Raw genomic sequence first — 12,805 nt, 5'->3', positions numbered from 1 at the left:
TCGGCGGGTGCGAATGCGATAATCGCCGTTTGCTTACCGCCAGCCCGGGAGAACGACCTTGAGCCGCATCGACAATCCGCAACTCGATCAGGAAGTCGGCCTCGCCGATTCCACGCAGGACACGACCCGCATCGACGACGTGCGGATCGGCGCCGTGCGCCCGCTGATCTCCCCGGCGCTCCTTCAGGACGAACTGCCGGTGCCGACCGCCGTGCAGGCGCTCGTCGAAAAGAGCCGCGTCGAGATCGCCGATATTTTGCACGGCCGCGACGACCGCCTCGTGGCGGTGGTCGGCCCGTGCTCGATCCACGATCACGATCAGGCGCTCGACTACGCGCATCGCCTGAAGGCCACCGCCGACGCCCTGTCCGACGACCTGCTGGTCGTGATGCGCGTGTACTTCGAGAAGCCGCGCACGACGGTGGGCTGGAAAGGCTACATCAACGACCCGCGCCTCGACGGCAGCTATCGCATCAACGAAGGCCTGCGGCGCGCGCGTCAGTTGCTGCTCGACGTGAGCAGCATCGGCCTGCCGACCGCGACCGAATTCCTCGATCTGCTGAGCCCGCAATACATCGCGGATCTGATCGCGTGGGGCGCGATCGGCGCGCGCACGACCGAAAGCCAGAGCCATCGGCAGTTGGCTTCCGGCCTCAGTTGCCCGATCGGCTTCAAGAACGGCACCGACGGCGGCGTGCAGATCGCCGCGGACGCCATCGTCGCGGCGGGGGCGAGCCACGCGTTCATGGGCATGACGAAGATGGGCATGGCCGCGATCTTCGAGACGCGCGGCAACGACGATGCGCACGTGATCCTGCGCGGCGGCAAGAAAGGGCCGAACTACGACCGCGCGTCGATCGAGGCATGCTGCGCCGCGCTGAAGACGGTCGGCTTGCGCGAGCAGGTGATGGTCGATTGCTCGCACGCGAACTCGGGCAAGTCGCACCTGAAGCAGCTCGACGTGGCCGCGGACGTCGCGGGACAGCTCGCGCACGGCGACACGCGCATCATCGGCGTGATGATCGAAAGCAATCTCGAGGAAGGCAGGCAGGATCTCAAGCCGGGCGTGCCGCTCGCCCCCGGCGTGTCGATCACCGATGCGTGCCTCGGCTGGGCGCAGACGGAACCGGCGCTCGAAGCGCTCGCGAGCGCGGTACGCGAGCGGCGCGCGCGCTGAACCGGGTTCAGCTCACGTTGCCGTAGCAGACGTACTTGGTGTCGAGATATTCCTCGACGCCATAGTGCGAGCCTTCCCGGCCGATGCCCGATTCCTTCACGCCGCCGAACGGACCCATTTCGCTGAACACGAGGCTTTCGTTCACGCCGACCACGCCGCATTCCAGCGCTTCCATCATGCGAAACGAGCGGTTCAGGTCGGCGGTATAGAAGTACGCGGCGAGTCCGGTGCGCGGCCGGTTCGCGAGACGCAGTGCTTCGGCTTCGTCGTGAAAACGGGTCACGTTCGCCACCGGACCGAGAACTTCGTCGCCGCAAATCGCCATCTCGGGGCTGACGTTCGTGAGGACCGTCGGCTGATAGAAGTTCGGGCCGGCCGCGTGACGCTGGCCGCCCGCCATCACCTTCGCGCCTGATTCGATGGCGTCTCTCACCAGCGCGTCGATCCGCTCGACCGACGCGCGGTCGATCAACGGGCCGACCTGCGTCTCGTCGCGCATGCCGTCGCCCGTCTTCAGCGTCTTCACCTTGTCGACCAGTCGCCGCACGAATTCGTCGTGCACGCCGTCCTGGATCAGAAAGCGGTTCGCGCACATCGCCGCCTGGCCCGTATGACGAAAGCGCGCCGCGATTGCGCCGCTCACGGCGAGGTCGAGATTGGCGTCGTCGAAAACGATGAACGGCGAACTCGCGCCGAGTTCGAGCGAAACCCTCTTTACCGTCTCGGCGCAACGGGCCATCAGCTTCTTACCCGCTTCGATGCTGCCGGTGAACGACACTTTCCTGACCTGCGGGCTGTCGATCAGTGCGCCGACGAGCGTCTCGTCGTCGCCCGTGAGCACGGAGAGCACGCCGCGCGGCAAGCCTGCGTTCTCGGCCAGCACGCAGAGCGCGAGCGCGGAGAACGGCGCCTGCGAAGCCGGCTTGAGCACGACCGTGCAGCCGGCGGCGAGCGCGGCGCCGATCTTGCGCGCGACCATCGACGATGGAAATGTCCACGACGTGATCGCCGCGCACACGCCGAGCGGCTCCCGGATCACGCGTATGCGCTGGCTGCGGCGCGCGGCCGGCAGGGTGTCGCCGTGAATGCGCCGCGCCTCTTCCGAGAACCACTCGATGTAATTCGCCGCCTGCGCGACTTCGGCGCGTGCCTCGTGAATCGGCTTGCCTTGTTCGGAACTGAGGATGATCGCGAGGTCGTCGCGATGCGTCTTCAATAACTGCGCCCATTCGCGCAGCACGCACGCGCGCTCCCGGCCGCTCCATTCGCGCCATTCTTCGAAGGCCGTCGCTGCGTGCGCGATGGCCTCCTTCGCCTGCGCGGCGGTCAGCCGCGGCACGTGGCCGATCGGCTCGCCGGTGGCCGGATTGACGACGGTCTCATGCGGCTGTGAGGCCGCTTCGATCCACGTTCCGCCGACATAGGCGGATTGCTCGAACAGGTTGGCGCACTTGAGTTGCATGAGTGTTGCTCCGATCGGATGGTTGCGCGACGTCGCGTGTCCCGCGCGGGATTCACTTTAGCGGAGTTCGCCGCCCGGTGACAAAGGGAACGTGTCGCGTGAGCCGCGATATTCGGATCGCGGTATGAGGCGGCTCACGCGCATGTAAGCGTCCGTTGAGACTCTCATGCCTGGCGGACGGCGTCATGGCGAGATCGGCCGTGCATCTGCATTTCGGCGACAGACGGGCAGCGGTCCGTCGCGATTTTAAAAATGACGGTCATCATCTATTGAATAAAGTACGGCCATCATCTATTGTGGAAAGCCACCCGACCCACATCGAAAGGAGCTGGACATGCCGCTCGTACGCATCGATCTCGCACAAGGCCAATCGGCCGAATACCGCGCCGCGCTCACCGACGAGGTCTATAACGCGATGACCAAAACGCTGAACGTCCCGGCCAACGACCGCTTCATGGTCGTTACCGAGCACGAAGCCGGCGACTTCATCGCGGACCCGAGCTACCTTGGCATCGAGCGAACGCCGAAATGCGTGATCGTGCAGATCACGCTGAATGCGGGGCGCGACCTGAACATGAAGCGCGCGTTCTACAAGGCGCTCGCGGACGGCCTGCATGAACGCGTCGGGCTGAGACGGGAGGACCTGTTCATCAGTCTCGTCGAGGTGGCGAAGGAGAACTGGTCGTTCGGCAACGGCGAGGCGCAGTACGCCACCTGAACGACGACCATGCCACGCGCTTCCCGCGAACAGACCGAGCGCAACCGCCTGCTGATCGAGGCGGCTTCCGCGCGCCTCTTCAAGGAGCACGGGCTCAACGGCGTGTCGGTCGCCGACATCATGGCGAGCGCGGGCCTCACGCATGGCGGCTTCTACGGGCATTTCGAATCGAAGGACGAACTCGCGTCGGTTGCCTGCGCGCGCGCCTTCGAGGAATCTGTCGCGCGCTGGGAGGCGTTCGGCAAGCCGGGCGCCACCGAACGGGCCGCGCTCGCGTCGTTGGCGAAGCATTATCTGAGCGCAAAGCAGCGCGACGATCCCGGCTTTGGCTGTCCCGCACATTCGCTCGCTGCCGACGTGGGGCGCGAAGACGCGTCTAAGCCGGTTCGCAGCGCCTACGCACGCGGTCTGAAGACGCTCGTGGGCGTGCTGATGTCGTATTCGAAAGCGCGCCGGACCCGGCGCGAGCGACGCCGCGCGCTCGCGCGCATGTCGATGCTGGTAGGCGCCGTGACGCTCGCCCGGGCGGTGCGCGGCGACCCGCTTTCCGACGAAATCCTCGAAGCCGCACGCGCGCATCTCGCGCTCGACGCACAGTAGCCCCGGCAATCGACGTACCGTCCCGCCTCCGCGTTTATCCCTATCCCTCACGGGTTGACTCCCGCGCACTCAAGGCCGAAACTGCGACACATCATCTGTGATCACAGGTCACACAATTCGCAGGGAGGCACGAAGTGGCAACACGTTCTGCTGGCAGCGACCTGCCCGCGCTCGAACTCGTGGCGCGCGAAACGATGGCCGGCCGCGTCTACGCCCAGTTGCGCGAGGCGATCATGACCGGCCGCTTTGCGCCGGGGCAGTTGCTTTCGCTGCGCGGTGTCGCGGAAGCGGTCGGTTCGTCGACGATGCCCGTGCGCGCCGCGCTCACGCGGCTGCAGGCGGAAGGTGCGTTGATCGACGGTCCCGGCCGCGCACTGATGGTCCCGCCGATGACGCTCGATCTGCTCGACGAACTGCGCGACGTGCGCATCGCGCTCGAAGGCTGCGTGGCGAAGCGCGCCGCCTCACGCATGACACAGGAGCATCTGGCCGCGCTGCAAGCCGTCTTCGACACGATGGACGCGCACGTCGAAGCGGGCCATGTCGCGGCCTATCTGCGCAGCAACTTCGAGTTCCACATCGCCATCTACACGCACGGCGCAAGCGACCTCACGCTCGCGACGATCCAGAACCTCTGGATGCGCATCGGTCCGTTTCTCAACCTTGTCGCGCCGGACATTCCGCATATGCGGCGCTCGATGGCGGCGCACCGCAAGATCGTCGATGCGCTCTGGCGCGGCGATGGCGAAGGCGCGCGCGCGGGGATCGAGCAAGACATCGGCGACGCAGCCGCCGATTTGCAGGAGCGCCTGCAGGGCAGGGAAGCCGCGAGCGCCTGAGGCTTTTAAAAACAACGGAGGCAGCATGACGGTTCTACAGATGTTGAAACCGCACGCCGGCTTGCGCGTGCTCGTCACGGGCGGCGCATCGGGCATCGGGCTCGTGATCGCGCGCGCGTTCGTCGATGCCGGGTCGCGCGTGCATGTCTGCGACGCGAGCCAGGCGGCCATCGACGCGCTGCTCGAAGTCGAAAGCCAGTCCGAGTGCAACGCGATCACCGCGACGCTCGCCGACGTGGCAGACAAGGACGCGGTCGAGCGCGTCTTCGCCGATGCCGATGCGCAACTCGGCGGCCTGGACGTGCTGATCAACAACGCGGGCATTGCGGGTCCGACGGGCGGCATCGACGAGATCGACGTGAGCGAGTGGGAACAGACCATCGACGTCAATCTGAACGCGCAGTTCTATTTCGCGCGCCGTGCGGTGCCGCTCCTGCGCGGCGCGCGCGACGGCGGCGCGATCATCGCGCTGTCTTCCGTGGCGGGGCGTCTCGGCTACGCGTACCGCACGCCGTATGCCGCGACGAAGTGGGCGGTCGTCGGTCTCACCAAGAGTCTCGCGATCGAACTGGGACCGGCGGGTATCCGCGTGAACGCGATCCAGCCGGGCATCGTGAAGGGACCGCGCATCCAGCGCGTGATCGAGGCGCGCGCGAAGCAGCTCGGCCTCTCCTACGAAGACATGGAGAAGGAATATCTCGCGAAGATTTCGCTGCGCCGGATGACGACACCCGACGAAGTCGCGGCCACCGCGCTCTTTCTGTGCTCGCCGGGCGGCAGCGGCATCTCGGGGCAGGCGATCTCCGTGTGCGGCAACGTCGAAGTGCTTTGAACGAATTCGAGTTTCCAGTCGAGAGGATCACATGGCAACGAAACGCAAGGTCATCATCACCTGCGCGCCCACGGGCGCGATTCATACGCCATCGATGTCGCCGTATCTGCCGGTGACGCCGCAGGAAATCGGCGACGCGGCGCTCGCCGCCGCGAAAGCGGGCGCGGCGATCCTGCACCTGCATGCGCGCGATCCCGAGGACGGCCATCCGACGCAGGACCCCGCGGTCTTCCAGCAGTTCCTGCCGCGCATCAAGTCCGAGACCGACGCGGTCATCAACCTGACGAGCGGTGGCAGTCCGCACATGACCGTCGCGGAGCGATTGAAGCCCGCGCATCACTTCAGGCCGGAAGTGGCGTCGCTCAACATGGGGTCGATGAATTTCGGGCTGTATCCGATGCTCGATCGCTTCAAGGAACTGAAGTACGACTGGGAACGCAAGCATCTGGAAAACAGCCGCGATCTGGTCTTCAAGAACACGTTCGCGGACATCGAATACATTCTCACGTCATGCGGCGCGAACGGCACGCGCTTCGAATACGAGTGCTACGACATCTCGCATCTCTACAACCTCGCGCATTTCGTCGATCGCGGGCTCGCGAAGCCGCCGTTCTTCGTGCAGAGCGTGTTCGGTTTGCTCGGCGGCATCGGCGCGCATCCGGAAGACCTCGCGCATATGAAGCGCACCGCCGATCGTCTCTTCGGCCACGACTACGTGTGGTCGATCCTCGGCGCCGGACGCAACCAGATTCCGCTCGGGTCAATCGGTCTCGCGCAGGGTTCGAACGTGCGCGTCGGGCTGGAAGATTCGCTGTGGATCGAGCCGGGCAAGCTCGCGGAATCGAGTGCCGCGCAGGTCGTGAAGATCCGACAAGTGATCGAAGGACTCTCGCTCGACATCGCGACGCCCGCCGAAGCGCGCGCGATGCTCGGCCTGAAGGGCGCGAGCGAAACGAACTTCTGACCCGGAGGCCGCCTTGAACAAGCTGAAGGTTGTCGCGATGCCGACGGGCTGGCTCACCGTCGACCGCTCGTCGCAAGTGTATGGCCGCTACTTCGGCCAGCAGATGAAAGTGCCGGTCTGGTCGACGGCGATCGTTGGCGCGCAGAAGAAGATCGTCGTCGATACCGGCATTCACGATCCCGCGTGGGTATCGAACTTCGTGTGTCCGTGCGAGCAGGCGCCCGAGGAGAAGCTCGAACGCGCGCTGAAGGAGTATGTCGGCTGGAGCGCGGACGAGGTCGATATCGTCATCAACACGCACCTGCATTACGACCACTCGGGCGGCAACACGCTCTTTCGCAATGCGCGCTTCGTCATTCAGGCCGCCGAGTGGGAATACGCGGGCCGGCCGCTGCCGACGCAGGCCACGTATTACCAGGAGTTCCTGATCGGCCGCGAACCGCTTGCGTACTTTCGCTGGCAGTTCGTCAACGGAGTCGCGGACATCGTGCCCGGCGTGCGCGTCGTGCCGACACCGGGCCACACACCGGGCCATCAGTCCGTCGCCGTCGATACGGACGATGGCGTCGTGATGATCGCGGGCGACTGCGCGAACTGCATGGAGAACATCGTCGACCTCGTGCCGGTGGGGATCGTCCACGAGACCTTCGCCGAACTGGCCTCGCTCAAGCGCATCCGGCAGATCGCCGATTTCGTGATTCCCGGACACGACCCGAATGTCGTGCCCGGATCGTCGGGCATCGAACTGCCCGCAAGTGCACGTCTGCAACACATCGAAAGCTAGAACACAACCATACGTTGGATGGAGGAAGACATGAAAGCACTGACGCAACCGATTCGTCATGCGGGCCGACTCGCGCTCGGCGCCGCGTTCTTGGGCGCGCTCGCGCTGTCGGGACCGGCTTCGGCCGCGGACAAGTACAAGATTTTCCTGTCGATGAGCTACGTCGGCAACGACTGGCAGACCGAAGCCGCGAACATGGTCAAGGCGATGGCGGGCACGCCTGCGCTTAAGGACAAGGTCGATCTCGAAGTGCAGGTCGCGGGCACCGATGCGCAAAAGCAGATCCAGCAGATCAACTCGATGGTGCAGGCGGGCGCGAAGGCGATCGTCATCTACCCGATCTCGCCGACCGCGCTCAATCGCGCGATCAAGAACGCGTGCTCGAAGGGCGTCGTGGTGGCCGCCTACGACGGCGAAGTGACCGAGCCGTGCGCGCACAACGTGACGATCGACCAGCACCAGGCGGGAACGGTGACAGCGGAGTGGCTTGCGAAGACCATCAACGGAAAGGGCAACATCGTGATGATCAACGGCGTGCCCGGAACCTCCGTGGACCGCGCGCGCACCGAGGCCGCAAAGGCCGTGTTCGCGAAGTTTCCGGGCATCAAGGTCGTGGCCGAAGGCACCGGCATGTGGAGCCAGGCGACGGCGAAGACCGAGCTCTCGAAGATCCTGGCGACGAATAGCTGGGACAAGATCGACGGCTTGTGGATGCAGGTCGGCTGCTTCACGGCGGCGTCGATGCAGCTTGAAGCGGGCGTCGCCGACGACAAGGTCAAGCCGTGCGCGGGCGAATCGTCGAACGGGCATCGCGTGCAGATGTTGCCGCCGGGCACCGTGAAGGGCGAAGGCGCATACCGCTCGATCGGCTATCGGTCGATCTCGTATGGCGCGCCGCCGTACTCGGGTGCGATGGCGCTCAAGATGGCCGTGCAGAAGCTCGATGGCAAGGAATTTCCGCAACGTGTGACGCTCAAGCTGCCGCTCGTCGAGACGCCGCAGTCGAAGCTTTGCAAGACCGGTTCGATCGACGAACTCAAGGCGGGTTGCACGGCGTTCATGCCGGACAAGGTGCCGCCGGGCTGGTTCGCGGACATCTACTCGGACGACACACGTGAGGTCGGCTTCAACGCGGCGTTGACCGGCAAGCAGGATTGAGTTCATCACGAAGGAGAGACACGAGATGACGACCGACCTGGCTATCGATCTGTCGAAAGTCACGAAGCGCTTCGGCGCGACCGTCGCGCTCGACGGCGCGTCGTTTCGCGTGAAGCGCGGCGCCGTTCACGCGCTGCTCGGCGAGAACGGCGCGGGCAAATCGACCACGGTCAAGCTGCTCTCGGGACTCATGCAGCCGGACTCGGGCAGCATCGCCGTGATGGGGCGCGACGTGTCGATGAAGAACCCGATGGACGCGCATCGCGCCGGCGTGCAGACCGCGTTCCAGGAGATGACGCTCGTGCGCGACCTGACCGTCGCGCAAAACCTCATGATGTCGTATGAGCCGACGGGCTGGTTCGGCCGCATCAAGAAGCGCGAGTCGCAGCGCATGGCGGCCGAATGGCTCGAACGGCTCGAACTCGACGACGTGCGGCCCGGCGCCTACATCCGCGATCTCGCGCTTCCCGTGCGGCAGAAGATCGAGATCGCGAAGGCCATCGTGCGCGGCCCGCAGGTGCTTTTGCTCGACGAGCCGACGTCCGCGCTCTCGGGACGCGACGTCGCGTGGCTTGCACGGCGTATCGACGAGATGAAGTCGCGCGGCGTCACGTTCGTCTTCATCTCGCATCGCATGCAGGAGGTGCGCGAGTTCTGCGACAGCCTCACGGTGTATCGCAATGGCAAGGACGTCGGTGCGTTCGATACCGCGTCCATTTCCGACGACCAGGTGATCCGCCTCGTCATCGGCCGCTCGATGGAGGCGAAGTATCCGCCGAAGGTGCCCGCGCACATCAAGAGCGACGTGCCTGCAATGGAAGCGCGCGGCATCAAGGTCGACGGCGTCGTGAGCGACTTCAACCTCACGCTCAAGGCGGGCGAAGTGCACGGCATCGCGGCGTTGCAGGGCATGGGCCAGCGCGAACTGTTCGAAGCGCTCTTCGGCGCCGAGTTCATCGACGACGGCGAGATCCTGATCGACGGCAATCCGGTCACGCTCACGTCCACGGCCGATTCGCTGAAGGCGGGCGTATCGACGAGCTTTCTTCCCGAGGACCGCAAGACCGAAGGACTCCTCCTGCGCTTGCCGGGCGGTGAGAACGTGTCGCTGCCGGTCATCGAGCGGTTCACGCGCTTTGGACTGATCGACCGCAAGCGCGAGCAGGCCGCGATCAAGCGGGCGCTCGCGCAGATGGAAGTCAACCCGCGCGCGGTCTACAAGCCGTGCTTGTCGTTCTCGGGCGGCAATCAGCAGAAGATCGCGATGGCGAAGTGGCTCCTCACCCAAAGCCGCGTGTGGCTGATGTTCGATCCGACGCGCGGCATCGACGTCGGCACCAAGCACCAGATTTTCGTGCTGATGCGCGCGTTCGCCGCCGCGGGCGGCTCGGTGCTGTTCTATTCGACCGACGTGCCCGAGCTCGTCAATGTCTGCGACCGCGTGTCGGTCGTGTATCGCGGTCGCAATGTCGCCGAGCTCGAAGGCGATGCGCTTACCGAAGAAAACGTGATGCGCAAGATGCTGGCGAGCTAAGTCCGATTCAAGCAAACAGAGGTGCTTCATGAACAACGCCATTGCGTCGCCCGATAGCGAGATTGTGCGGCCCGGCGCGCGCGTCGGGCTGGGCGCGCGCATCGATCATTACCGCGGTTTGATCATCGCCATCGGCGCCTTGCTCGCGATGCTGATCGCGTGGGTGTCGCTTTCCGCGACGCCCGTCGGTATGTACGACATCGGCTCGGTCATATCGAGCAGCACGACGCTCGCGCTCGCGGCGATCGGACAGACCATCGTCGTGCTCGCGGGCGGCTTCGATCTGTCGGCGTCGGCGGTCGTCTCGCTTTCCAACGTGCTCGCGGTGCGCTTCGTGCAGGGCACGCCGCTCGAACAGTGGGGCGGCGTCGCGCTCATCATCGCGATAGGCGGCGGCATCGGGCTCGTCAACGGCGCGGTGATCGCGTGGTTCCGCCTGCAATCCATCGTCGTCACGCTCGCGACGATGTTCATGGTGCAAGGCCTCACGCTCCTGATCCAGAACAAGCCGGGCGGCAGCATCGGCGAACAGTTCGGCGCGCTCGTCACATCGGACCTGATTGCCGACAAGGTACCGATGTCGGCCGCGGTGCTCGTGCTCGCGCTCGTCGTCTGGTCGTTCGTGAAGCGCACGCGCTTCGGCGTGGGCCTCTATGCGCTCGGCAGCGATCCAGACGGCGCGTACGCCAACGGCATGCCGGTGACGCGCTACCGCATCGCGACCTACGCGCTCGCCGGCATGTTCTACGCGGCGGCGGGTTTATACGTATCCGCGCAGACCGGTTCCGCCGATCCGCTCGTCGGCCGGCCGCTGCTGCTCTCGATGTTCACGGCCGTCGTGCTCGGCGGGACGTGGCTCGGCGGCGGACGAGGCGGATGCGTCGGCACCGTCTTCGCCGCGATGACGCTCATGATCACCGTGAACATCCTGCTCGTCTTGAACGTGTCGGCGTTCTTCACGACGATCGCCGAGGCAGTGATCCTGATTCTCGCCGTGCTGGGTTCGTCGATCGGCAAGCAGTCCGCCGCGCATCACTGCGCGCGCTATGCGTCGAAATGGCTCAAGGCGCTGCGAACCGGCACGCGCGCGAAGGACGGCGGCGATGCGCGTCGCGTCAGCTTCGAAGTAGAGAACTTTCGTCCGATCGACAACACGGAGCTGAAAGGCCGTGCGATCGGCGACTGGATCGAGCGCAATCGCGAATGGGTCAAGTATGTGATGCCCGCGTATCTGCTGTTCGTCGCGGTGGTGGCGATCACCGGATTCGTCTACGGGCCGGGCGTGCTCGCGAGCGCGAACTTCTATAGCAGCCTGCTCACGCTCACGCTGTTTCTCGCGATCCTCGGGCTCGGCCAGGGCGCGGTGATCCTGACGGGCGGCCTCGACTTGTCGATGCCGTGGCTCATCACGCTGTCGGGCGTGCTGCTTACCGGTCTCACGCACGGCATCAACGGCGCGGCGGTGTGGGCGGTGCCGCTCGTGCTGGGCGTCGGGCTGCTCGTCGGTGTGTTCAATGGCGTCGGAGTCGTGGTGCTGGGACTGCCGCCCATCGTCGTCACGCTTGCCGCGAACGGGCTGCTTCAAGGTCTCACGCTGATCTATTGCAACGGCTCACCGCAAGGCTGGGCGCCGTCTTCGATCAGCGAGTTCACGAACGGCCGCTTCGGGCCGCTCTCGCTCGCGGCGTGGAGCGTGCCGGTCTTTCTCGCGGTGGCGTTGTTGCTGCTGCATCGCACGGCGTTCGGGCGGCGCGTCTATGCGGTCGGCAATTCGCCCATCGCCGCGAAGCTTTCGGGCGTGCGGGTCGGCGCGACGCTGATCGCCGTGTACTGTCTTTCGGGGCTTTGCTCCGCCATCGTCGGGTTGCTGCTTGCAGGCTTTAGCAGCCAGGCGTTTCTCGGCATGGGCGATCCGTACTTGCTGCCGTCGATTGCTGTCGTCGTCGTGGGGGGCGCCCTGATTACGGGCGGGCGCGGGCACTATATCGGGGTGTTCGGTGGCGCGCTCTTGCTCACCGCGCTCGGGACGCTGCTCGCAGGGACGACCGTGCCGCCGGCCGTGCGGGACATCGTCAATGGGCTCGTCGTGCTTGCGGCCGTGATTACTCTGCGAGATAAGAAGGCTTGAGGGATTGGTCGGGGTTCTTTTCGCTGCGCTTGCTCTTGCTCTTGCTCTTCTCTTGCGTGGAACTTGTTTTCGCGTCGGTCTATTAGCTCTGCCCCTGTCCGGGGCGGGACTTACTTTCTTTGCTGCTGCAAAGAAAGTAAGCAAAGAAAGCAGCTTTTTTAGGCAGCAGTCTTAAGGCGGCAACGCACTTGAAGAACAGAGTGGACATACCGCCTAAGGGTCGCCCTCAAAGGACTAACCGGGCTTGGTGCGATTAACCACTGTGTCATCGCACAGTGAAAAGATTGGCACAGCAGTCATTCATCCGTTTTCGCTTCGCTAACGAGAGGTACATCAGTCGCGCGGTTGAGCTTCGCGGTCGTTACAAACCACTGGTTCTTGTTGTGCCCATCGTCCGAGCGAAGCGCGGACGGAGCTGAACGGAGCGCATACCACTTTGTTGAAGTTCGAGAGGTGTCAGCCGTACTGCGCGCCAAGCCGGGTGGATGTTTGAGGGCGACACTTAGGCGGTATGTCCACTCGGTAACTCTAGAGCGTTGCCGTGTTGTGACTGCTGCCAGAAAAGCTGCTTTCTTTGCTTACTTTCTTTGCAGCAGCAAAGAAAGTAAG

The 12,805-nt window shown here is 64.8% G+C and carries 11 protein-coding genes; 10 read left to right on the top strand and 1 reads right to left on the bottom strand.

The window, feature by feature from the left end; translation table 11 throughout:
• The first annotated feature begins 58 nt into the window (after nucleotides 1-58).
• Complete coding sequence (locus AWB66_RS17525; protein ID WP_087631440.1) at nucleotides 59-1,177, top strand: 3-deoxy-7-phosphoheptulonate synthase; 1,119 nt, start codon at nucleotides 59-61, stop codon at nucleotides 1,175-1,177.
• A gap of 7 nt (nucleotides 1,178-1,184) precedes the next feature.
• Here AWB66_RS17525 and AWB66_RS17520 read toward each other — a convergent pair whose 3' ends face one another.
• A complete protein-coding gene (locus tag AWB66_RS17520) occupies nucleotides 1,185-2,639 on the bottom strand; it encodes an NAD-dependent succinate-semialdehyde dehydrogenase (protein WP_087631439.1) in 1,455 nt (484 codons plus the stop codon).
• Between the two features lie 334 nt (nucleotides 2,640-2,973).
• Here AWB66_RS17520 and AWB66_RS17515 point away from each other — a divergent pair, with 334 nt between their 5' ends.
• The 9 genes from AWB66_RS17515 to AWB66_RS17475 all read left to right on the top strand — a co-directional run bounded on the left by AWB66_RS17515 (nucleotide 2,974) and on the right by AWB66_RS17475 (nucleotide 12,196).
• On the top strand, nucleotides 2,974-3,357 hold the full coding sequence (locus AWB66_RS17515; protein ID WP_087631438.1) for a tautomerase family protein: 384 nt from the start codon (nucleotides 2,974-2,976) through the stop codon (nucleotides 3,355-3,357).
• 9 nt (nucleotides 3,358-3,366) lie between these two features.
• Nucleotides 3,367-3,957, top strand: a complete 591-nt coding sequence (locus AWB66_RS17510; protein ID WP_087631437.1) for a TetR/AcrR family transcriptional regulator — start codon at nucleotides 3,367-3,369, stop codon at nucleotides 3,955-3,957.
• 194 nt (nucleotides 3,958-4,151) lie between these two features.
• Entirely contained in the window at nucleotides 4,152-4,796 is a 645-nt protein-coding gene (locus AWB66_RS17505) for a GntR family transcriptional regulator (RefSeq protein WP_087631467.1), read from the top strand.
• A gap of 25 nt (nucleotides 4,797-4,821) precedes the next feature.
• Nucleotides 4,822-5,628, top strand: coding sequence for an SDR family oxidoreductase (locus tag AWB66_RS17500; protein WP_087631436.1), 807 nt, complete (start codon nucleotides 4,822-4,824; stop codon nucleotides 5,626-5,628).
• A gap of 31 nt (nucleotides 5,629-5,659) precedes the next feature.
• Nucleotides 5,660-6,592, top strand: a complete 933-nt coding sequence (locus AWB66_RS17495; protein ID WP_087631435.1) for a 3,5-dioxohexanoate:acetyl-CoA acetone transferase — start codon at nucleotides 5,660-5,662, stop codon at nucleotides 6,590-6,592.
• Between the two features lie 37 nt (nucleotides 6,593-6,629).
• The gene (locus AWB66_RS17490) at nucleotides 6,630-7,376 is read left to right on the top strand and encodes an N-acyl homoserine lactonase family protein (RefSeq protein WP_087631466.1); all 747 of its coding nucleotides are present in this window, start codon (nucleotides 6,630-6,632) and stop codon (nucleotides 7,374-7,376) included.
• A gap of 30 nt (nucleotides 7,377-7,406) precedes the next feature.
• On the top strand, nucleotides 7,407-8,534 hold the full coding sequence (locus AWB66_RS17485; protein WP_087631465.1) for a sugar ABC transporter substrate-binding protein: 1,128 nt from the start codon (nucleotides 7,407-7,409) through the stop codon (nucleotides 8,532-8,534).
• Between the two features lie 25 nt (nucleotides 8,535-8,559).
• The gene (locus AWB66_RS17480) at nucleotides 8,560-10,068 is read left to right on the top strand and encodes a sugar ABC transporter ATP-binding protein (protein WP_087631434.1); all 1,509 of its coding nucleotides are present in this window, start codon (nucleotides 8,560-8,562) and stop codon (nucleotides 10,066-10,068) included.
• A 28-nt stretch (nucleotides 10,069-10,096) separates the two neighbouring features.
• Entirely contained in the window at nucleotides 10,097-12,196 is a 2,100-nt protein-coding gene (locus tag AWB66_RS17475) for an ABC transporter permease (protein ID WP_087631433.1), read from the top strand.
• Nucleotides 12,197-12,805: the final 609 nt, after the last annotated feature.

Source organism: Caballeronia telluris (genome assembly GCF_001544495.1).
Classification (GTDB): domain Bacteria; phylum Pseudomonadota; class Gammaproteobacteria; order Burkholderiales; family Burkholderiaceae; genus Caballeronia; species Caballeronia telluris.
This window is presented reverse-complemented; position numbering and strand designations above follow the sequence as displayed.